At 73.0% G+C, this 21,324-nt stretch carries 21 protein-coding genes; 14 read left to right on the top strand and 7 right to left on the bottom strand.

Features of this window, described 5'->3' with window-relative positions:
• The first annotated feature begins 78 nt into the window (after positions 1-78).
• The 3 genes from AC1050_RS08265 to AC1050_RS08255 all read left to right on the top strand — a co-directional run bounded on the left by AC1050_RS08265 (position 79) and on the right by AC1050_RS08255 (position 3,551).
• Positions 79-1,656: a hypothetical protein gene (locus tag AC1050_RS08265; RefSeq protein WP_482386873.1), complete on the top strand. Its 1,578-nt coding sequence runs from the start codon at positions 79-81 to the stop codon at positions 1,654-1,656.
• A gap of 130 nt (positions 1,657-1,786) precedes the next feature.
• Positions 1,787-1,948 carry a hypothetical protein gene (locus AC1050_RS08260; protein WP_482386872.1) on the top strand — a complete coding sequence of 54 codons (162 nt, stop codon included), beginning with the start codon at positions 1,787-1,789 and terminating at the stop codon, positions 1,946-1,948.
• Positions 1,949-2,024: 76 nt separating this feature from the next.
• Positions 2,025-3,551, top strand: coding sequence for a hypothetical protein (locus tag AC1050_RS08255; RefSeq protein WP_482386871.1), 1,527 nt, complete (start codon positions 2,025-2,027; stop codon positions 3,549-3,551).
• Between the two features lie 48 nt (positions 3,552-3,599).
• Here the strand turns inward: AC1050_RS08255 and AC1050_RS08250 are convergent, their stop codons facing one another.
• Positions 3,600-3,773 (bottom strand): hypothetical protein, encoded by a 174-nt coding sequence (locus AC1050_RS08250; protein ID WP_482386870.1) that lies wholly within the window; start codon positions 3,771-3,773, stop codon positions 3,600-3,602.
• 168 nt (positions 3,774-3,941) lie between these two features.
• Between AC1050_RS08250 and AC1050_RS08245 the strand changes: the two genes are divergently transcribed.
• Positions 3,942-4,502, top strand: coding sequence for a hypothetical protein (locus tag AC1050_RS08245; protein ID WP_482386869.1), 561 nt, complete (start codon positions 3,942-3,944; stop codon positions 4,500-4,502).
• A 52-nt stretch (positions 4,503-4,554) separates the two neighbouring features.
• Here the strand turns inward: AC1050_RS08245 and AC1050_RS08240 are convergent, their stop codons facing one another.
• Positions 4,555-4,980, bottom strand: coding sequence for a hypothetical protein (locus AC1050_RS08240; RefSeq protein ID WP_482386868.1), 426 nt, complete (start codon positions 4,978-4,980; stop codon positions 4,555-4,557).
• A gap of 42 nt (positions 4,981-5,022) precedes the next feature.
• Here AC1050_RS08240 and AC1050_RS08235 point away from each other — a divergent pair, with 42 nt between their 5' ends.
• Complete coding sequence (locus AC1050_RS08235; RefSeq protein WP_482386867.1) at positions 5,023-5,856, top strand: hypothetical protein; 834 nt, start codon at positions 5,023-5,025, stop codon at positions 5,854-5,856.
• Between the two features lie 249 nt (positions 5,857-6,105).
• On the opposite strand, the gene AC1050_RS08230 is transcribed toward AC1050_RS08235, so the two are convergent.
• Positions 6,106-6,327 carry a hypothetical protein gene (locus AC1050_RS08230; protein WP_482386866.1) on the bottom strand — a complete coding sequence of 74 codons (222 nt, stop codon included), beginning with the start codon at positions 6,325-6,327 and terminating at the stop codon, positions 6,106-6,108.
• A gap of 39 nt (positions 6,328-6,366) precedes the next feature.
• Positions 6,367-7,179 (bottom strand): Rossmann-fold NAD(P)-binding domain-containing protein, encoded by an 813-nt coding sequence (locus AC1050_RS08225; RefSeq protein ID WP_482386865.1) that lies wholly within the window; start codon positions 7,177-7,179, stop codon positions 6,367-6,369.
• 84 nt (positions 7,180-7,263) lie between these two features.
• On the opposite strand from AC1050_RS08225, the gene AC1050_RS08220 reads away from it, so the two are divergent.
• From AC1050_RS08220 to AC1050_RS08210, 3 genes are all read left to right on the top strand, one after another.
• On the top strand, positions 7,264-7,686 hold the full coding sequence (locus AC1050_RS08220) for a winged helix-turn-helix transcriptional regulator (protein WP_482386864.1): 423 nt from the start codon (positions 7,264-7,266) through the stop codon (positions 7,684-7,686).
• 101 nt (positions 7,687-7,787) lie between these two features.
• Positions 7,788-8,114, top strand: a complete 327-nt coding sequence (locus AC1050_RS08215; RefSeq protein WP_482386863.1) for a DUF4333 domain-containing protein — start codon at positions 7,788-7,790, stop codon at positions 8,112-8,114.
• A 17-nt stretch (positions 8,115-8,131) separates the two neighbouring features.
• Positions 8,132-8,656 carry a hypothetical protein gene (locus AC1050_RS08210; protein WP_482386862.1) on the top strand — a complete coding sequence of 175 codons (525 nt, stop codon included), beginning with the start codon at positions 8,132-8,134 and terminating at the stop codon, positions 8,654-8,656.
• Here AC1050_RS08210 and AC1050_RS08205 read toward each other — a convergent pair.
• Genes AC1050_RS08205 through AC1050_RS08195 form a run of 3 tightly spaced genes read right to left on the bottom strand, consistent with a single transcriptional unit; the run spans position 8,653 to position 10,705 of the window.
• Positions 8,653-9,147, bottom strand: coding sequence for a hypothetical protein (locus AC1050_RS08205; protein ID WP_482386861.1), 495 nt, complete (start codon positions 9,145-9,147; stop codon positions 8,653-8,655). The genes AC1050_RS08210 and AC1050_RS08205 overlap by 4 nt on opposite strands.
• A complete protein-coding gene (locus AC1050_RS08200; RefSeq protein WP_482386860.1) occupies positions 9,144-10,373 on the bottom strand; it encodes a putative T7SS-secreted protein in 1,230 nt (409 codons plus the stop codon). The genes AC1050_RS08205 and AC1050_RS08200 overlap by 4 nt, the downstream gene beginning before the upstream one ends.
• Complete coding sequence (locus AC1050_RS08195) at positions 10,373-10,705, bottom strand: hypothetical protein (RefSeq protein WP_482386859.1); 333 nt, start codon at positions 10,703-10,705, stop codon at positions 10,373-10,375. The genes AC1050_RS08200 and AC1050_RS08195 overlap by 1 nt, the downstream gene beginning before the upstream one ends.
• Before the next feature lie 323 nt (positions 10,706-11,028).
• Between AC1050_RS08195 and AC1050_RS08190 the strand changes: the two genes are divergently transcribed.
• From AC1050_RS08190 to AC1050_RS08165, 6 genes are all read left to right on the top strand, one after another.
• On the top strand, positions 11,029-11,742 hold the full coding sequence (locus AC1050_RS08190) for a LytR/AlgR family response regulator transcription factor (protein WP_482386858.1): 714 nt from the start codon (positions 11,029-11,031) through the stop codon (positions 11,740-11,742).
• Positions 11,743-12,026: 284 nt separating this feature from the next.
• Entirely contained in the window at positions 12,027-14,345 is a 2,319-nt protein-coding gene (locus tag AC1050_RS08185; protein WP_482386857.1) for a glycoside hydrolase family 3 N-terminal domain-containing protein, read from the top strand.
• A 100-nt stretch (positions 14,346-14,445) separates the two neighbouring features.
• Positions 14,446-14,853, top strand: coding sequence for a hypothetical protein (locus tag AC1050_RS08180; protein ID WP_482386856.1), 408 nt, complete (start codon positions 14,446-14,448; stop codon positions 14,851-14,853).
• Positions 14,850-17,786 carry a glycoside hydrolase family 3 C-terminal domain-containing protein gene (locus AC1050_RS08175; protein WP_482386855.1) on the top strand — a complete coding sequence of 979 codons (2,937 nt, stop codon included), beginning with the start codon at positions 14,850-14,852 and terminating at the stop codon, positions 17,784-17,786. The genes AC1050_RS08180 and AC1050_RS08175 overlap by 4 nt, the downstream gene beginning before the upstream one ends.
• A gap of 108 nt (positions 17,787-17,894) precedes the next feature.
• Entirely contained in the window at positions 17,895-20,312 is a 2,418-nt protein-coding gene (locus tag AC1050_RS08170) for a glycoside hydrolase family 3 C-terminal domain-containing protein (protein WP_482386854.1), read from the top strand.
• The gene (locus tag AC1050_RS08165; protein ID WP_482386853.1) at positions 20,309-20,923 is read left to right on the top strand and encodes a hypothetical protein; all 615 of its coding nucleotides are present in this window, start codon (positions 20,309-20,311) and stop codon (positions 20,921-20,923) included. The genes AC1050_RS08170 and AC1050_RS08165 overlap by 4 nt, the downstream gene beginning before the upstream one ends.
• Positions 20,924-21,324 lie beyond the last annotated feature (401 nt).

Genomic DNA, 21,324 nt, shown 5'->3' with positions numbered 1-21,324 from the left:
ACTCCCGACGCGAGACACTCAGACCCGATGCCGTGCACACCCACCGCGTCAGGGCGTCGGTCCGCTAGCGTCCGCCGCGTGGGGCACACCGAGGCCGAGCAGAGGTGGGACGCGGCGATCAGGCACGTCTCCGACGACCCCGACGGCGCCTCACTCCGGCTGTCGCAGGCGAGGTGGGCCCTCGCCCTGCGCGCGGAATTCCCGCCCTCGCAGGACGTGCGCTGCGCGGGCGACGTCCTCGGGCCGGTGCGGACCCTCGACGATCGAGTGGTCATGCGACCGCTGGTCGGCGTCCGCTGCGCCGATCCGCACCGCGGGCTGACGGCCTGCGACGCCGCGTGGCGGCGGTTCGCTGTCGTCGGCGACGACGGCGTCGAGACGGACACGGAGTGGCTTCCCGACGACCCCGATCCGGTCGGGGTCCCGACCCTCGTGGACGGGGTCGTCGTGCTCGGGTTCGACGGGCGCGAGGACGACGAGCCGTTCCCGCACCGTTCTCTGACATGCCTCCGGATCCTGGTCGAGGAGCTGCGGCGGCACGCGTGCACACCGGTGGAGCTGAGCAACGCGATGCGGGTGCCGGACGACGAGGGCGCGGACATCGACGCGCTCGCACGCCGCCTTGCCGACCGGGCGCCGATCGCCGTCGACCTCTCGTCCGAGACGTCGACCGGGCGGCCGGCGTGGCTGCCGCCGTTCCACCGGGTCGAGCACACCGGAACGGGATGCCCCAGCACGCCGGTGCCGTTCGTGCTCCTGGCCGCGGGGTGGGTCTGGGCGTGGGACCCGGTGAAGGGGCTGCTCAAAGTCCCCGACCTCGCGGACGAGGAGCCGGCGCACCAGCACTTCGCGATGGACGCGCTGTCCCCGGACGGCACCTATGTCCGGTACCTGCGCTACCCCGGGCACCGGCCGACGAGTCCACCCCCAGGACTCATCCACTACGACCTCGGATCCGGCACGACCGAGCCGGCGACCGGGCCCGCGGCGCAGATCTTCGCCGCCGGGCCCCAGGGCCCCTACCTCTACGCCTACGCACCGGAGCGGTCACCCGGCGGGTCGGTGATCTGCCGGCTGGAGCTCGCGCTGATGCCCGGCGGACCCGTGCAGGTCCTCCCGCTGCAGGACCCGCTGACTGTGAGCCACGACGGGGCGGCCGTCCAGTTCTCACCGGGCAGGGACCGGGTGCTGACCAGCCACGTCCGCCCCCGAGACAGCAGCAGGTACGTCGCCGTCACCGACGTGGCCACGGGACAGAGCCGGGTGGTGGAGGACAGAGATGTCGCGGGCTCGGTCGCCTGGAGTCCCGACGGGACGCGGACCCTCGTCGGCAGCAGCAGCGCCCGCTGGGTGCACGACCTCGCCACCGGAGTCGAGACCACGATCCCCACCTGGGCGATCGGGTCGCACGCGCTGCAGCGAAGCGCCGAGAGCCGTCCGCTGGCGTGGTTCGGGTTGGACGGACTGCTCATGGGTCAGCGGTACGGCCGACGGATCGAGCTCGCCTACCAGCCGCTCGACGGCTCGGAGCGCTACCCCGTGCTCGACCTGCCGGTGCCGGGTAGGGCCGGTGACTTCCTCGGGGTGGCGTTCGCTGCAGACGTGATGCACCGCGCGCCGTGGCTGGTGGGGTCGGCGACGGGCTCGGCCGCGTAGCGGCACGTGCGACGACCCGAGGCGGGGGAGAACGCCAGGCGTCGGTCTCGGCGTCCCTCGCCGCGCGCAGTCGCCCGCGCCGCTATACCGTCGCTGCACCATCAGAGGCACTGCGAGAGGGAGGCGAACCATGGGATTCCTGGGTAAGGCACTGAAGAGCGGGATCGCCCTGCAGGCGGTCCGCATCGCGCAGCGCGAGATGGCCAAGCCGCAGAACCAGCGCAAGGCCAAGGAGCTGCTGAGCAAGGTCGCGAACCGCGGCGGCTCGTCCGGCCGGTCCTCGCGCCCCTGACCTCACGAGACCAGGCCTTCCCCGCACGGGGAAGGCCTGGTCTCGTCGCGTCCGCACACTCGCTACAGTCGCCGACGTGCTCCCCGCCGCCCCGCCACCCGCTGCGCACGGGCTGTCGAGGAGTGATGCGGTCACCGGCGTCGTCCTGCTCTCCCTGCTGATCGCCGCCGGGGTCGGGATCGCCGCGCTGTTCCGGCAGCACGCCGGCGTCGTCGTCCTCGGGGTGTGGTTCGCGCTGCTCGGGGCGCCGCTGATCGCGACCGTCCTCCTGCTCCGCCGCCAGGACCGGGGTGCGGGCCCCCGTGGATCTGTCGAACCCGGCAGGTGGTACGGGCAGCCGGCGACGGTGCTCCGCGAGCACCCGGCGGAGACGTGGCTGGCGGCCGCCGCCGTCGGGTCGGCCGTCCTGCCGCTGATCGGCTGGGGCGTCCTGCTGCTCGACGACGGCTGGTGGGCCGCGGCCGGCGCGCTGCTGCTCGGCGTCGCGGCGCTGCTGGCGGCGTTCGTCGGCCGGTGGGCCCGCACCCGCCTGGACGCGGGGCTCTGGCTGACGGCAGTGAACCTGGTCCTGCGGGAGGGAGGCATCGAGCGTTCGATCCAGTGGACGGACGTCCGGGAGATCACGGGGCCGTCCGGGCCGAGGAGCACCCTCGAGGTCCGGCCCGCGTTCCCGGGCCTGGTGCATGTGCTGCGGATGGGCGGGGACGATCCTCGGGCCGTCGACCAGCCCGACCGCCTGACGATCGAGCAGCGCTCGCTCGCGCTGCCGGCCCCGGCGCTCGCGGCGCTGCTCCGCGGATTCGCGCAGGCGGGCCGGGCCAGGGCGCTGCGGTCGCCGATGGACCTCGACGCGCTGCAGCGCGCAGCGGCCGAGCCGCGCCCCGCGCCGGACCTGCACCCGGAGCACGACGCGTTCGCGACGATCCGCTCGCGGTGCCTGTCGCTCGGCCTGACCGAGGGCATGGAGTTCGCCGTCGAGGGCTTCCCGACCAGCCTGAGCAGCGAGCACGTCGACCTGCGCCGGCGGGGCCGGCTGTTCGAGGTCGTCTTCTCCGACATGGGGCACGACCGCGTGATCGCCCGCCTCGCGACCGTCGACGACGCGCGGGACGTGTTCGTGCACGAGGTGGCGCGTCTCGCCCGCGGACGCGGCCACGGCCCGCTGGCGGACGTCGAGCCGGTGCGGGTCCGGCGGGACGGGGATCCGCCCGCCGAGCGTCCGGAGCGGGCGTTGCAGGCGTGGCAGGAGCGGATCCGCGCGCAGGACGACCCCGAGGCGGTGTTCGTCCCGGAGTACTGGGCGGAGACGCGGGCGCTCGGGGAGGCGGTCGTGGCGTACCTCGGGCACAGGACAAGGCCGTGGCCGGGTCGCGACCGGGAGGCCGCCGTCGCCGCGCTCGTCTCGGGCGGGCTGCCGGCGTCCGGGATCGAGGCGGTGCAGGCGCTGGTCGAGGAGGTCGACGCCGTGGGGTACCCCGAGGGACCCACGCCGCTCGCGGTGGCCGGGCAGGCGCTGGCGGACCTGATGCGACTGCGGCACGGCGGGCTGTCGGTGGCTGCGAGCGATGCGCTGGCGTGGCACTACACGTATCAGTGGAAGTGACCGGCGAGACCCTCCGACGGGGCTGACCGGCGCTTTAGGCCGCGCCGCCTACTCCGTCGAGCCATGCTCAGGTGCCGCGTCGAGTGCGCCACGAACGGCCGGCCCGCGCGCGTAACCCCAGGGTGGGCGCTCTTCGGTCGCCCGGCCGTCCAGCCAGGCGAAGCCCCACCCCGTGACGTCGGCGGCGACGGCTTCTGCGGCGAGCTCCTCGAACGAACGCACGGACGCATGGTCGCACCGCACCGGCGAGGTGGTCGCGGCATGCTTCGGCGATGCCGCGGTGCGGGCCGCACCGCCCTCTGCTGGACGGGTGAACCACGCGCTGTTCAGCAATGTGACGTCCCGGCCGGCCCTAGCGTGGTTGCGACGACGATCCGGGCGGAGGTCGGCATGGGGCGGTTGTCGCACGCGGTCACGCCGACGCTCGCGGGCGGTCTCGGGGCCGTCATCGGGATCGTCGCCGCGCTGATCCTGCATTGGCACGTCGTCGAACCGGGCGACGACGAGCTCCTGGCCGCCGCCGCGGTCGTCACGCCGGACGGCTTCGCCCCGATCGGGGAACCCGTGATCAGCGGCGCGTGGGCACCGTCCTTCACGCGGGGGGTCGCGCACGTCGACGCGAGCTCCTGGAGCGTCATCACGCTCGGCGACGTCGCCGACGAGCTGCGAGCCGACGGGTGGGAGGTCCGGGCCGTCGACCCCGCCGCGGTCACGGGCGACGTCCGGGCGGGGCACGGGCGGCTGGTCGCCACGGTGTCGCTCTCTGCACGGGAGGACGGCCCTCCGGTGCGGGCGAGCGTCAGCGTCCGGCGCGGCCCGGCCGAGCCGTCGACCGGCGTCACGATCGCCACCGGAGCGGTGGTGGGCGCCGGGGTCGTCCTGGGAGCGGTGCTCGCGGCACGTCGCTCGGTCCGGCGCCGACGGACGCGTACGCCCCCGGTGCGTCGCTGAGCACGGACCCACCGCTCGACGAGGTCACCGGCGACGTCGCGGCGAGGTCCGACTACCGCGGGCGGGCTGCGAGGTGGTGGTGCGCGTCCCCGACGCCAGACACGTCGTCGATCGTGAGGCTGGACGCCGCGCCGGGAGCGTCGAACGCGAGCCGACCCGTCGCTGTGCCCCAGGTGGCCACGAGAGCGAGCCCGACGAGCGCCACATAGCCCAGGCTGGCAGCGCGGGCGCGGCCGCGCGCGAGCAGGGTCAGCCCAGCGACGGCTGCGCACAACGCTGCTGCCGCGACCGCGATCCAGACCCCACCACCGCCCGCGGCGAGGACGAGTGCGAGCAGCAGGACCGAGACCAGCGGCGCGAGCACCGGGACGAACCCGCCTGCCGGTCGGCGGGTGCGTGCCCAGACCACCGCAGCGGCGCCCACCAGCAGCACGGCCACGGCCGCGCCGATGAGCACGGAGTCCTCGAGGCCGGCCATGCGGCTCATCGTAGGAGACCCCCGGTCGGTACCGTTCGGGTCGTGCCCCCTTCCGAGACCGACGTACTGGCCACGCTGGAGCGCGCCGAACGTGCCGCGAGGCGTCGTGAGATGCCCACGATCATCGGCCTGACGGCGTTCGGCGCGCTCCTGGCAGGGGGTGTCGCCTCCGAGCACCCGGGCGTGGCGTTGTTCGGGGTGTGGATCGCCGTCTTCGGGCCGCTGATGTGGGTGGGGCGGGTGTTGCGCGACCGCGAGGCCGCGGGTACCGGTCCGCGCAGCCGTCTCGTGACCCGCGCTCTCGACGGGGAGCCCGCCACGGTGCTGCATGCGCATCCGATCCGGCACGTCTTCGGAGCAGTCGTCGCGGCGCACACGACCGCGCCGTTCGTCGCGTTGTTGATCGGAACCATTCCGGCGGAGCCGAGCGCGAGCGAGGTCGTCGCCGGCGTCCTGCTGTTCGCCGCACTGCTCGTGCCGGTCGGGTTGACCGTCGGCGGTCAGCTGCGACGAGCTCTGCGCTCGGGCATCTGGCTGACCCCGAGCGCTCTGGTCGTGCGCGAGCGCGACGTGACCAGCCGGGTGCTGTGGAAGGACGTGCGCTGGATCCCGGACGCCGACGGTCCCCGCCGCACCGTGTTCGTCATGGCCTGGGACGACGACGACGTCACCGTCGTCGCCCGCAAGCGCCGTGAGGCGGAGCTCCGCGCGCAGCTCCGCGGCATCCCCATCCGGCCTGTGGCGCTGCCGCTGGACCCGACCGAGCTGGTCGGGCTGCTGCGGTCGTGCGCGGAGCCGGCCGTGGCCGCGCGTCTGGGGTCCGACGCGGGGCTGATGCTGGTGCTCGGGGCGCGTCGTCCCGAGCCGCTGCTGTGACGGCACGGGCAGCGGGCGCGCTCGCGTGCCTCGCGACGATGGGCGCCGCGCTGACGGCGTGCGCTGCCCGGCGAGGCTGCTGACGGGCGCCGCTCTGGACGAGGCGTGCTCCGCCCGCCGGTGGCGATCGACCGCGTACCTCGAGGCCGACAGCGGTGCAGGCAGGTCGCAGCATCCGCCGGAGGACGAGCCACCCCGACCGGGTCGGGGTGGCTCGCCGCGCTCACCGCACCGCAGGGCGCTGGATGGTCAGCAGCTCACCGCCTCGTACGGCACGGTCCGCACCTGGTGGTGACCCACCCCGTCGTAGTACGCGTACGCCGCGAGGCTCGCCGTCCCGGCCGGGATCGACCGCGCCCCGGACTCGAAGCCCTGGTACACCGCCGTGCCGTCCGCGACGCCGGTCCACTTCTTCTCGCCGAACGGCGTCGTGGCCCGGACGCCCACGGTGTGCCCGTCGCGGTTCGCCATGTGCACGGTGCCGGAGAGCGAGACCGTGTCGCCTCGCGCTCAGGACGTCGGGAAGCCGGCCGCCGCGACCTGGGCGGCGACCATCACGGGGTCCGAAGCCGGCCGCCCGAGCAGCACCTCCAGGTCCGGTGCGGTGGAGCCGAGAAGACCGTGGCGGGTGCCGCTGGCGATCGACACCAGCATCGGCGGCTGGAACGGCAGCAGGTCCGGGTCACCGAGCAGGCGGGCGCGGTACTCGCCCAGACTGATGGTGCGGTGTTGGACGCCCAGGACGTCGGCCACCTCCTGCGCCGTCACCGGGTGGCCCACCAGCTCGTACGTCCGGCCCGCGTGCGACGCCGGTGCGGCAGCGACCACGGCCGCCGCTTCGGCGAGGTCCCGCCGGGTGACCGCGGCGAGGGCGCCCGTCCCGAACGCGGACTCGAGCGCACCGTCACACCGGGCCAGCAGTCCGCCGAACAGCTCGGCGTACAGGCCGTTGCGCAGGACCGTCCACGCCATCCCGCTGCTCCGGACGATCTGCTCGGTCGCGCGGTGCGCGAGCGCGAACCCCAGGTGGTCCCCGGCGCTCGTGAGGCTCGTGTAGATGACGTGCCGCACCCCGTCCCGGGCGGCTGCTGCGACGGCGGTCTCGTGGCGGTGCACCACGACGTCGTCCTCGGCGTACCCGGCGGACACCAGGACGAGCGTCGAGACACCGCGCAGGTCCAGGCTGCTCGGGTCGTCGAAGTCGAGCCGCCGCATCCCGTTCCCGGGGTTCCGGCTCGCGCCGAGTGCCGGAGCGCCCCGGTCGGCGAGCTCGTCCAGGATCAGCGACGCCAGCATCCCGCTCGCTCCCGTGACCATGATCATGTCGGTGGATCTCCTCGTCGTCGCCGCTCAGCTCTCGGGTGCGATCCTGTGCGGGCCCGTGGTCGCCCACAAGAAGGCAGTTCCGTGTCACTCACGCACACCGATGTCACCGCCGGCCCCGCCCCGCTGGAGCCGTGCGGGCAGCCCGAGCACCCCGACTGCGGGATCCGCGACGTGCTCGACCGGATCGGGGACAAGTGGTCGGTGCTCGTGATCGTGGAGCTGGCGGGCGGCCCGCGCCGGTTCCGCGAGCTGCAGCGGGCGCTCGACGGCATCTCCCAGCGGATGCTGACGTTCACCGTGCGACGGCTGGAGCGCGACGGGTTGGTGCAGCGCACCGTGTACCCGACCGTTCCGGCGCAGGTGGACTACCGGCTGACCGAGACGGGCGCGAGCCTCACCCACCTCGTGCAGGCGCTGGCCGACTGGTCGCTGGCGCATCGCGACGCGATCGGGGCCGCGCGGCTGGACTACGACGCCGAGCACCCGGAGAACGAGCACCGGTAGGCGCTCGGAGGCTGCAGACCGTCCGGCACGTGGACCGGGGGCTGACGCGCACTCGGGACTCGCGCGTCGGAGGCACCGTGCTTCGTGCCAGGATGTCGCGCATGCGAGCAGCTTTCGCACGGGCCTGCGCCGGCCTCGTGCTTCTCACCGCCGGATGTGCCGCCTCCACGGGCAGCGTCGAGCTGACCCCGGGGGAGGTCGAGAGCGGCGTCAACGACCTGATCGAGCGGGAGCTCGGCCAGCTGCCTCAGGACGTGGACTGCCCCGACGGCATGCCGGCCGAGGTGGGCGCGTCCGTGCGGTGCACGCTGACCATCCCGGAGGGTCTGCTCGGCGCCAGCGTCACCGTGAACTCCGTGGAGGGCGAGAACGTGGTGCTCGGCATCGAGGTCGATGACGAGCTGCTTCCTGACGGAGCGACGTCCTGAGCCCCGAGGACGAGCTGGTGGCGGCGGTGAGCGAGCGGCTCGCCGCGTCCGCCTACGTCGTCGAGCGCACGGCGGACGGGTTCCTGGTCCGCGCCGACCTGACGGACCAGCACGTGTTCGAGCCCCGTCGGGAGCGTGCGGTGCAGACGCTCGTCCAGCACCATGTGGTGCTCGACGAGCGGCTCCGCGTCATGACGGTCACGGATGAGCAGGTCGACGTCACATGGCGTGCCGGCGCCGTGCCGGGCTCGCGGGAGCCGGTGCTCGGCGCCGTCCAGGTCGAGCGCCGAGGTGGGCGCGTCCGCGAGGTGTCGTTCCGCCGGACCTGGGACCCGAGCGAGCCACCGGGCAAACGTGTGGTCGACGAGCAGCGCTTTGACTCGCACGAGGCGCTCCGGCACGTCCGGGAGGTGGCCACGGACCTCGGCTGGGAGGAGCGCGTCGGCACCGTTCAGCGGACCGCCACGATCGTGGCCGTCGCCGGCGCAGCCGGCGCCGTCCTGTCGGTCGTGATCCTCGCCGTCGCGCTGCTGGTCCGCTAGCCGCGAGGCGCCGGATCGGTGCCGATGCTCGCCACGAGGGCTTCGACGTCGGGCAGCACCTCCGGCAGCTCCTCAGCCGCGGCCGTCACCGTGATCGCCCACGCCATCATGCGGTTGGAGCCGCCCTCGGCCAGCACGAGCACGAGCAGCAGCTGGGCGACCTCGAGCGGACGTCCGTCCAGCATCGTGGTGAGACGCAGCTCCTGCGCCAGCCCTTCCGTCCGGCCGCTGCCGATGGCTTCGCGGCGCCGGATGCGGACGTCGTCCGCTCGCGAATCGAGCCGGCGCACCGTCTCGGACCCCACGCGTGCGACCTGCTCGGCGTCGACGTCGTGGTGCAGCGCCAGCGAGATCGTGGGCGTGAAACCGGACGCCACCGGGGCGCGCCGGGCGGCGAGCGCCGCGAGCCCGGACGCGCCGGCGGAATCCAGCGGGATCAGGTCCCAGCCGGCGGGTAGGCGGAGGTCGACCACGTCGTTGCCGGCGGTCATCGTGCGGAGGTCTCGCGGATGAAGGGGAGGATCTCCTGCGCGGCGCGCCAGAGGTCGGCAGGGTCCACCGTCATGCGGACCGACAGCGCCGTGCCGGTGCCTTGTGCGTAGCCGGCCTTGCCCCCGAGCACCCAGCGACCGTCCTCGTCACGCCCCACCTCGTAGTCCGCGGTGACGCCGTACCCACGCCACGCCTCGACCCGACCGGTCACGTCCACAGGTCCCACCGTGCCCCCGCCGTCGATACCGATCTTGCCGCCGGCGAAGGCCTCCGCCTTCCCGCTCACGCCGTCCTTTCCTACGGTCAGGCCGGTCTCGCCCGAGAGGCCCGCGAGCGCGTCGAAGCCCAGCTCGGCGGACCCGCCCTCGTTGGCGATGCGACCGGTGCCTTCCAGGAGCACGCCTGCCTTCCCGGACGCCCCGAGCCGGAGCTGCCCGTCCTCGACCCCGGCCTTCGCCTCTCCTGTGGCGCCGATGCCGCCCTCGACCTCACCGGAGAGGGTCGTCCCGCCCTTGGTGGCCTCGCCCCAGGCGCGGCCCTTCCACAGCCACGCCTCCCCCGTGGCCGTCCCGAGCCCCCACCGTGCCTCGCCCGTCCGCGGGTCCCACGAGAACACCGAGCCGGACGTGCTGCTTTCAGCGGTCAGCGCTTCCGACGACGTCCCGCCGTCGAGCAGCCAGCGGTCTGTCACCTGCAAGCCTCGGATGGCACGCGCCGCCGACGCGCCCGCGTTCTCCACCGCCGTCCGCGCCGCGGCGAGCAGGTCCTGCGCCTCACGTCGTAACGGGGCTCCGGTGTCGACGAACGGGTCGGGGGTGATCGCGCTACGGCCGGCGGCGACCGCCTGCTGGAAGTCGCGGGCGGCCCTCCGGTACGTCTCGTGAGCCTCCTGCGTCGCTGCCTCCGCCTGGGCCCACAGCTCGATGGCCGTCGCAGCATCGGCCTGTGCGTCGACCAGCACGTCGGCGTAGCCCGTCAGCACACCGGCTGCTGAGCTCAACGCGTCCCCGGTGATGCGCCACGAGCGAGGCTGGGCGTTCATCACCTCCCAGAACGCGTCCGCCGACTCCTCGGTCCAGCTCGGGACGCGGATCCCGGCGAGGCTGGAGGCTGCCTCTTCCGCGCGGGTGGCTCGCGCGGACAACGCTGCTGCGAAGCCGTGGACCACCGCCGCGTTTCCCGGAACCAGGGCTCGCGGATCGGTCGTGTCGGCGAGCGAGACCATCAGACCGGCCGGTTCACGAGAGACGGGGACCCGGTCGTCGCGACCTGGGACAGGCCGGCGACGCGTCGCTGCACCGCGTCGTCGACGGCCCGATACGCAGCCGCCTGCTCGGACAGGCCGTCCGCGATGCTCCGCCCGACGGCGAGCTGCTGCTGCAGCGCCCGGTCCGAGTCGCCCAGGAACTCCTGAGCTGCCGCGGCGAGCCCGTCGTGCCCGTAGTCGAAGGACCACTGGTAGCAGGCGTCCTCGGCCTCACCGTGCTCCACCGCCCGGCGGACGAGGATCGCCGCCGTGTCCAACTCGTTCGTGTCGACGTCGATGCCTGCTGCCATCGTTCCCCCTGTGATGTCCGGCGTCACCCGATGCTAGGGCGCCCGCGCCTCCTACCAGGACATCCGCAGCCGATCGGGTGACTCGTGCACCCCCGGGCCACCGGCGCGACGTGTCTGCGGATCAGGTGCACGACCGGGTTCGACGCGGCCGAGGCGCTGTCCCGTGCCGACGGGTGTCCTGGCACGCACCCTAGGGGCGCAGGCACCACTCACTTCTGCGCGGCGTCCGCACGGGCGCCACTAGGTGCGGCACCACCGTCCCTATCGTCGCTGGATGTCTGCGGAGGTCCCCGCCCCGGACGCCTCACGACGGAGGGACGGCCATGTTCCACATCGGCATCGTCGACGACGACGAGCGCAGCCGGGACCTCGTGCTGCACCACCTCCGCCGCTACCAGGACGAGCACGACCAGCGGTTCAGGGTCCGCGTCTTCCGCGACGGCGCCGATCTCGTCCGCGACTACCCGGCCGACCTCGACGTCCTCTTCCTCGACGTCGAGATGCCCGGCATGGGCGGCTTCGAGGCCGCGCACGCCGTCCGGGAGCTGGACGACCGCGTCGTCATCGTCTTCGTCACGCGCATGGCCCAGCTCGCCATCCGCGGCTACGAGGTCGGGGCGCTGAGCTACCTGGTCAAGCCGCTCGGCTACGCCGCCTTCGCGCCGGAGCTGACCCGCTGCCTGAGGCGGGTGCGCCGGGCTGCCGGCACCCACGTGATGCTGCCGGCCGCGCGGGGCTCGGTGCGGGTCGACGCGGCCGACGTCACGCACGTCGGCAGCGCGAAGCACCGGATCACCGTGCACGCGGGGGACGCGGCGTACACGTTCACCGGCACGCTCAAGGCGGTGCAGGCGATGCTGCCCGGCGACGACTTCTTCCGGACGAGCAGCAGCTTCCTGGTCAACCTCCGGCACGTGGTCGCGGTGCACCGGTCTGCCTGCGTCGTCGCGGGCGGGTACGAGGTGCCGATCAGCCGGGCCCGCAAGCGTGACTTCCTCGAGGCGATGACCGACCACCTGGGCGGACGGGTCTGCTGACCCGGTCGCCGGGCGGCCCGTCGACCGGTCGTGCGCAGGATTCGACGGGTCGTGTCCTGACCCGGATCAGGCCTGCCCGGCGTCGCTACTTTTCAGTAGCACCGAGGCGGTGACGACACCGCGATCGGGGTAGCAGCAGCACGCACTGCAGCGTGCGGCACGACTCCGACGGCCCGCGCCAGGACGGCGCAGTCGCACGCCCCGGACGCCTTCGCCGGACGACAGAGGAAGGGCCGATGACGACGACGACACGCACCAGACGAGGCCGCACCAGGTCGGCGTCCGTGACGGGAACCGCGGTGCTCGCAGGCCTGGCGCTGGTCCTGACCGGCTGCTCCAGCGGCGACGAGGAGGACGACACCGCCGGCGGCTTCACCACCCGCGAGGTCACCGACGGCACCACGACGTTCACCGTCGTCGAGAACCCCGCCGGCGCCCCCACGCTCTCGTACAGCCCGGACAGCGGCGTCGAGCTGCTGACCGAGCAGATCGACGGCGTCGACCACGCCTTCAAGGACATGAACGGCAACGGCGAGCTCGACGTCTGGGAGGACTGGCGCGAGGACGCGCCGACCCGGGCGGCGGCGCTGGCCGAGGAAATGACGATCGAGCAGATCGCCGGCCTGATGCTGTTCAGCTCGCACGAGCGCTCGCCCGCCGACGGGCTGACCTCCGCGCAGGAGGAGTACCTGGCGGAGTCGCACCTGCGGAACGTGCTGAACGCCGGCCCGAACGACGTCGACGCGAACGTCACCTGGTCCAACGCGATGCAGGCGTACGCGGAGTCGCTCGCGTCCGACGAGCTGCCGTACGTGCCGGTGAACTTCAGCTCGGACCCGCGCACGGCCGCGCAGCTCGGCGGTTCGTACAACGCCGACGGCGCGGACATCTCGCGCTGGCCGGAGCACCTGGGCCTCGCCGCGACGTTCGACCCGGGCACGATGGACGCGTTCGCCACGATGGTGTCGGCGGAGTACCGCGCGCTGGGCATCACGACCGCGCTGAGCCCGCAGATCGACCTCGCGACCGACCCGCGCTGGCTGCGGGTCAACGGCACGTTCGGCGAGAACGTCGACCTCAACACCGAGATGGCCAGTGGGTACGTCGCCGGGTTCCAGAGCTCGCCCGGCACCGACGGCTGGGGCGCGGAGTCCGTCAACGCGATGATCAAGCACTGGGCCGGGGACGGCCCGGGCGAGGGCGGCCGCGAGGAGCACACCAACGCCGGCAAGTACGGCGTGTACCCGGGCGGCGCGTTCGACGACCACACCGCGGCGTTCCTCGGCTCGCTCGACGCGGCCGCGACGATGACGGCGTACTCGATCGCGCTGGACGGCGAGGGCGAGCCGCTGCTCGGCGACCGGATGGGCGCGGCGTACGACACCGGCCGGATGGGCCTGCTGCGCGACACCCACGGGTACGACGGCGTGATCGTCACCGACTGGGGCGTCACCGGGAACATGGCGTGGGGCGCCGAGGACCTGACCGAGGCCGAGCGGCACTACGCGATCCTGCGCACCGGGCACGACATGTTCGGCGGCAACAACGACGCCGGCCCGGTGCTCGACGCCTTCGACCTGTGGCAGGCGGACTACGAGGCCGGCGAGGTCGGCGTCGACGCCGAGACCCGGTTCCGGGACACCGGCCGGCGGGTGCTGACGATGCTGATCCAGCCGGGCCTGTACGAGGACCCGTACCTGGACCTCGAGGAGTCGCGCGCGGTCGTCGCGAGCACCGACAAGGTCGAGGCCGGCTACCAGGCGCAGCTCGACTCGGTCGTGCTGCTGAAGAACGACGGCACGATCGCGGCGGCCGACGCCGCGGACTGGGCCGACAAGACGGCGTACGTCCCGCGCACCAGCAACACCGGGTTCGCCAGCGCCTGGGGCGAGGCCGAGTACACCGAGGGCCCGTCGCTCGACCTCGAGTCGGCCGAGCAGCTGGTCGCCGAGGTGGTCACGGACGAGGCGACCGAGGACGCCGACGGCGTCGTGACCTCCTACCAGGCGCCCGACCTCAGCGAGGTCGACGTGGTCCTGGTCGGGATGAGCAGCCCGGACAACGGGAGCAACTTCAGCTCGGCCGGACGCGACGCCGACGCGGACACCTGGTACCCGCTGTCCCTGCAGTACCGCCCGTACACGGCCGACGGCGAGCACGTCCGTCCGGTGTCGATCTCCGGCGACCTGCTGGACGACGGCACCCGGGAGAACCGGTCCTACCTCGGGCAGACCTCGCGGATCGCCAACGAGGCCGACCTCGACGCGTTCGAGCGGGCCGTCGCCGCCGTCGAGGCGTCCGGCCGGGACATCCCCGTGATCGTCGTCCTCAAGGCGACCAACCCGACGGTCCCGGCCGAGTTCGAGGCCGCGGCGGACGCGGTCGTCGTCGGGTTCGGCACCAGCGACCAGGCGCTGATGGAGGTCGCGCTCGGCCTGCACGAGCCGCAGGGCCGGTTGCCGATCGCCTTCCCCGCCTCCATGGACGCGGTCGAGGCGCAGCTCGAGGACGTCGGCGAGGACACGGAGCCGTACGTCGACTCCGCCGGCCACGCCTACGCATTCGGCTTCGGTCTCGGCTGGACCGGGCCGCTGGACGGCTGACGGCACGCAGCACCCCGGGTGGCCGGCGCATGCCGCCGGCCACCCGGTCGACCGGTCGCGGGGTGGGCCCGCGACCTGACACCACCGACAGGAGCAGCACATGAAGCGCAGCAGGACCCTCAGCACGACCGTCGGCCTGGCGGTCGCCCTCACCGGCGCCTTCGGCCTGGCGGCGTGCAGCGGGAGCGGCGAGGGCGGCGGCTCGTCCGCCACCGACACGGCTGACGTCGACGTCGCGGAGGACCTGGAGAACGCCCGGCAGGCCGTCGCCGACGCGCTCGCGGACGACGACAGCTGGGACCAGATCATGCTGGCCAGCGACGTCGACTCGCCCACCGTGAAGTACGGCCTGCTGGTCGTGCCGTACTCCTTCTCCGACGCCGCGTCGCGCGTGCAGGGCACCGTCACGATCGACGACGGCGAGTACACGATCGAGGCCGACTCCGCCGCCGACGACCGGACCTGGCAGATCGACCAGGACGGCACGATCACCGAGGTGACGGGGTGAGCGGGACGACCAGGCCGCCGCTGTCCAACCGGAAGCTCCTCTGGATCTGGGCACCCGTGCTCGGCGCGGTCACCGCGCTGACGGTCGTCGGCAACATCGCGCTCGACGTCGCCGGCGGCTGGGTCGCCTCGCAGCTCGGCTCGGGCACCTACGAGTTCACCAACGCCGAGGAGTCGGCCGGCTGGGACCTCGACTACTACACGTCCGACTTCGCCTCGCTGGAGGACGTCGACGCGGCGGCCGAGGACCTGGTCGAGCAGATCGCCGCCGGCGGCATCGTCCTGGCCAAGAACACCGACGACGCGCTGCCCCTGGCCACCGGGGCGCGGGTCACCCTGCTGGGCCGCGCCGCCGCCGACCCCGTGTTCGGCGGCTCCGGCTCCGGCTCGGTCGACACCAACGCCGCGGTGACTGTGCGGGCCGGGCTGGAGAACGCCGGGTTCCAGGTCAACGGCGAGGTGCTCGACGTCATCGAGGCGTTCGCCGACGAGCACCCGCGCGGCTACATCGAGATGGACAACCCCGAGGAGTCGACCTACGACATCGGGGAGCTGCCCGTCGCCGACTACGACGCCCAGGCCGCGTCGTTCGCGAACTACCCGGACGCGGCGGTGGTCGTGATCGGCCGGCCCGGGGGCGAGGGCGGCGACCTCACGCAGGACATGACCGGCTGGGACGACCACGCCGTGCCCGGGCAGCACCAGCTGCAGCTCAACCAGGACGAGCGCGACCTGCTCGACCTGGCCACGTCGCACTTCTCCACGGTCGTCGTCGTGGTCAACGCGTCGACCACCCTCGAGCTGGGCGACGTCCAGGCCGACCCCGCGATCGACGCGGTGCTGCTCGCGGGCTCCCCCGGCGCGACCGGGCTGAACGCGCTCGGCAGCATCCTGGCCGGCGACGTGAACCCGTCCGGCCGCACCGCCGACCTGTGGGCCGCGGACTTCGCCGCGGACCCGACCTTCGTCAACTTCGGGGCGTTCCTGTACGACGACCTGGCGGTGTCCTACCCGGTGCCGGCCGTGGAGCGGGCGGCGTCCAACGCCACCGTGACCGACGAGGCCCCGTTCGTGCACTACGCCGAGGGCCTGTACATCGGCTACCGGTACTACGAGACCGCCGCGGCCGAGGGCTACCTCGACTACGACGAGGCGGTCGTCTACCCGTTCGGGTACGGGCTGAGCTACACGTCCTTCGCCTGGGACGTCGTCGGCACGGAGGCCGGTGACGTCGACGGCACCGTCGCGGTGTCCGTCGAGGTGACCAACACCGGCGATGTCGCGGGCCGGGACGTCGTCCAGCTGTACTCGACGGCGCCGTACTCGCCCGGCGGCATCGAGAAGCCCGAGGTGGTCCTGGCGGACTTCGCCAAGACGGCGCTGCTCGCCCCGGGCGCCAGCGAGACGGTGACGCTGGAGGTCGCGGTCGAGGACCTGGCGTCCTACGACCACCTGGACCACCGGGCGTACGTCCTGGAGGCCGGCGACTACCTGCTCAGCGTCCGCACCGACTCGCACACCGTCGCGCCGGCCACCGAGCCGATCATGTTCACGGTCGACGCGGACGTCGTCTACGCCGGCGACGACCACCGGGCGTCGGACCGCGCCGAGGTGACCAACCAGTTCGACGACGTGTCGGCGCAGTTCAGCGCCGAGCCGGAGGACGGCAGGATCCTCGCGATGTCCCGCGCCGACTTCGCCGGGACGTTCCCGACGGCGCCCACCCCGGACCTCTACGTCGCCGACGACGCTGTCATCGCCGGGTTCGCCGCCTGGGACGACGACGCGGCGGCCGCCGAGTTCGACGGGGACATGCCGACGACCGACGCCCGCTCCGAGCTGGCGCTGGTCGACCTGCGCGGCCTGCCGAAGGACGACCCGCGGTGGGACGAGCTGCTCGACTCGCTGTCGGTCGGCGACATGACCGACATGCTGCTGAACGGCGCGTACCAGACGGCCGCGATCGGCTCGATCGCCAAGCCGCAGACCTCCGAGCCCGACGGCCCGGCCGGCTTCTCGTCGTTCATCAACTCGTCGATCAACGGCACGGCCTACCCGTCCCAGGACCTCATCGCGCAGACCTGGGACACCGAGCTCGGCGCGGAGATGGGCCGGATGCTGGGCAACGAGGCGCTGCACAAGGACATCAACGGCTGGTACGCCCCTGCGGTGAACCTGCACCGCTCGCCGTTCGGCGGCCGGAACTTCGAGTACTACTCGGAGGACCCGTACCTGTCCGGCGCGCTGCTCACCGCGGTGGCGAACGGCGTCGCGGAGAAGGGCGTCTACACGCTCATCAAGCACTACGCGCTGAACGAGCAGGAGACCAACCGGGTCAACAACGGCATCGCCACCTGGGCGACCGAGCAGACCATCCGCGAGCTGTACCTCAAGCCGTTCGAGATGGCCGTGAAGAACATCGTCATGCCGGTCGCGTACGTGGCCGACGACGACGGCACGATCGTCGAGACGACGATCGGCGCCGGCGGGATCATGAGCTCGTTCAACCGGATCGGCGCCACCTGGGCCGGCGGCTCGCCGGCGCTGATGACGACGGTGCTGCGGGACGAGTGGGGGTTCGAGGGCTTCGCCATCTCGGACTTCAACCTCTACCCGTACATGAACCCCAACGAGGGCATCCACGCGGGCACCGACCTGACGCTGACGTTCCAGCCGTCCAAGTCGTTCACGGACACCACGTCCGCGAAGGCCCGGACCGACATCCGGAACGCCACGCACCACGTCCTGTTCACCGTCGCGAACTCCAACGCGATGAACGGGCTCGCCCCCGGCGCGACGGTCGCCTACACCCCGCCGACGTGGGTCTACGCGCAGATCATCGGCACGGCCGTCATCGGGCTGCTGGTGCTCACCGGCACGGTGCTCGTGACCCGGCGGGTGCTGCGGCACCGCCCCGGCGCTGGATCCGCGTAGTCCGCACCGACCGAGCCGCCGGACCGGTGGCGCCCACCACCACCGGTCCGGCGGGCGGTCCCGCACGCCCGCTTGCCCACACGCCCGTACGCCCGAGGGACGACGTCGATGATCGAGAACCTGACCCTGCTGGAGAAGGCCGTCCTGCTGACGGGCAAGTCCGTCTGGGAGACGCACGACCTGCCGCGGCACGGCATCCGCTCACTGTGGCTGGCGGACGGCCCGCACGGCGTGCGGGTGCAGACGGGCTCCGCCGACCACCTCGGGCTCGCGGAGTCGCAGCCGGCGACCTGCTTCCCGACGGCCGCCGCGGTGGCGAGCTCGTGGGACCCCGCGCTGGCGGAGGAGGTCGGCCGCGCGCTCGGCGCCGAGGCCGCCGCCCAGGACGTCGACGTGCTGCTCGGCCCGGGCTTGAACATCAAGCGCTCGCCGCTGGGCGGGCGGAACTTCGAGTACCTCTCCGAGGACCCGCTGCTCGCGGGCCGGATGGCCGCCGGGTACGTGCGCGGCATCCAGTCCGCCGGGGTCGCGGCGTGCCCGAAGCACTTCGCGGCCAACTCGCAGGAGCTGCTGCGGATGGTGTCGGACTCGGTGGTCGACGAGCGGACGCTGCGCGAGATCTACCTGCGGGCGTTCGAGATCGTCGTGCGGACGGCGAAGCCCCGGGTGCTGATGTCGGCGTACAACCGGGTCAACGGTGTCTACGCGCACGAGAACCCCTACCTGCTGACATCCGTGCTGCGGGAGGAGTGGGGGTTCGACGGGGTCGTCGTGTCGGACTGGGGCGGGTCGAACGACGTCGTCACGGCGGCCGCCGCCGGCGGGACGCTGGAGATGCCGGCCGCGGGGCTGGAGTCGGCGCGGCAGCTGGTGGCCGCCGTCGAGTCGGGGGCGTTGGCCGTCGAGGACCTGGACGCCCGGGTCGCGGAGATGCTGGCCCTGGTCGGTGCGTCGCGGGAGCCCGGGTCGGCGCCGGTGGTCGACGCGGACGCGCACCACGCGCTGGCGCGGCGGGTCGCGGCGCGCTCGGCGGTGCTGCTGAAGAACGAGGACGCGCTGCTGCCGCTGGCCGCCGGGACCCGGGTCGCGGTGATCGGCGACTTCGCGCAGACGCCGCGGTACCAGGGCGCCGGGTCGTCGGCGGTGAACCCGACGCGGCTGGACTCGGTGCTGGACGTCCTGGACGGCTGCGCGCTGGAGGTCGTGGGGTTCGCGCAGGGGTTCGAGCGCGGCGGCGCGGCCGACGCGCGGCTGCACGCGGAGGCGGTGGCGGCCGCGCGGTCGGCCGAGGTGGTGCTGCTGTTCCTCGGCCTGGACGAGATCGCCGAGTCGGAGGGCATGGACCGGTCGACGCTCGCGCTGCCGTCGTCGCAGACCGCGCTGCTCGCGGCCGTCGCCGCCGTGAACCCGAACGTCGTGGTGGTGCTGTCGGCGGGCGGCGTCGTCGAGATGCCGTGGCTCGCGTCCACGAAGGCGCTGGTCCACGGCTACCTGGCAGGCCAGGCCGGGGCCGGCGGGCTGCTCGACGTGCTGACCGGCGCGGTGAACCCGTCGGGCCGGCTCGCGGAGACGGTCCCGGTGCGGCTGGCGGACACCCCCTCCGCCGCCTCCTTCCCCGGGCAGGAGCGGTCGGCGGAGTACCGGGAGGGGCTGTACGTCGGGTACCGGTACTACACGACGGCCGACGTCCCGGTGACGTTCCCGTTCGGGTACGGGCTGTCGTACACGTCGTTCGCGTACAGCGGGCTCTCGGCGACGGTGGCCGCGGCGACCGTGACGGTGACGAACACCGGGTCGGTCGCCGGGGCGGACGTGGTGCAGGTGTACGTGCACCGGGCGTCACCGGGAGTGGCGCGACCCGCTCGGGTGCTGGCCGGGTTCGTCCGGGTGTCGCTCGAGCCGGGGGAGTCCCAGACGGTCACGGTGCCGCTGGGGCAGGAGGCGTTCCGGCACTGGGACGTCGGGGCCGGGGCGTGGGTGGTGGAGCGCGGGACGTACGAGGTCCTCGTCGGTTCCGACGTGGACGACCTGCCGCTGTCGGCGTCAGTCGACGTGCCGGGGGTCGGGGGCTCGGAGTGCACGATGCCGACCTGCTACCGGACCGGCGCCGTGCAGGCGGTGCCGGACACCGAGTTCGCGGCGCTGCTCGGCCGGGCGCTGCCGCCCGCGCGGTGGACCCGCGCGCCGCTGGGCCCGAACGACGCGCTGTGCCGGCTGGCGTCCGCGCCGTCGCCGGTCGGGCGGCTGCTGTACCGGGTGCTGGCGCGTCGACGGGACCGCGCCGAGCGGCGGGGGAAGCCCGACCTCAACACCCTGTTCCTGCTCAATATGCCGTTCCGCGCCATGCAGAAGATGACCGGCGGCGCGGTCAGCGCCGAGATGGTCGACGGCATCGTCCGGATCGTCAACGGGTCCTTCTTCGCGGGGCTCGGCACCGTGCTGCGTGGGTACGTCCGCAACCGCCGCGCCAACCGCCGCACCGCCCGCGAGCTGCATGCCGCCCCTGGAAGAGAGCACTCCGCATGATCACCCGCATCAAGGACGCCTGGGGACGGTTCGCCACCGCGCGGCCGGGCCTCGCACAGTTCGCCATGTTCTTCATCCTCAGCAACGGCGTCACCGTGCTGCAGCTGGCGCTCATGCCCGCGATCCGGTGGCTGTTCGGGATAACCTCGCTGATCGACACGACGTTCCAGGTGTGGCCCGTCGGGTCGAACCCGGACGGGTCGCAGTACTTCGTGTTCGACTACGCCGCCGGCGCGCTGCCCGCGGGCGGCGGCGGGCTGGCGTACTTCCTCGCCGTGCAGATCACGCTGCTCATCGCGCAGGTGATCAACTTCTTCGCGCAGCGGTCGATCACGTTCAAATCGAACTCGTCGATCCTGCGGGCTGCGTCCTGGTACGCGCTGGCCTACCTCGTCATCACGCTGGTGGCTGCGGCGCTGCAGGGGCTGTACAAGGCGCCGATCTACGAGCTGTTCATCGAGACGTGGGGGTGGGGCACTACCGGGGAGACGCTGGCGGACTTCGTGACGATGATCATCAACGCGGCGGTGTCGTTCTGGGTGTTCTTCCCGATCTTCAAGGTGATCTTCCGGCAGGTGCCGGACGGCCAGGCTGCGCCGATCCGCGCCTAGCTGCTCTCGCCGAGGCTCGGCCCCCCTGCTCGCGGCGAGGCCCGAAAAGCGGGGCCACCGGGCTTGCGCTCGTGCGGTTTCACGGTCCGACGGAACGGCCGGTGTTGGAGAGCGTTCGGCAAGCAACCCGCCGAGACCGGCGAGCGCCTTGGTAGCGACCCACGACCCGTGGGCGGCGACTTCAGCGCGGCACGACCAAACGAACAGTGGTCGACCGACATCTCTGAAAACCCGTCGCGACTGAAGCGACGCTCCACCTTTGCCAAATCAACGACATGGAATTCGATCGGATCGTGGCGTACTCGATCAGCGACCGGAACGACGTTGCCCGCGGTTGACGAGTTTGCCTTGGCGGTCGCCCACCGAGGTGACGACGTCGCCGGAGGCTCGGTCCACTCGGG

This window comes from Cellulomonas sp. NEAU-ZC6, assembly GCF_056844425.1.
The sequence above is the reverse complement of the archived record's forward strand: the minus strand, read 5'-3'. Positions and strand labels throughout refer to the sequence as shown.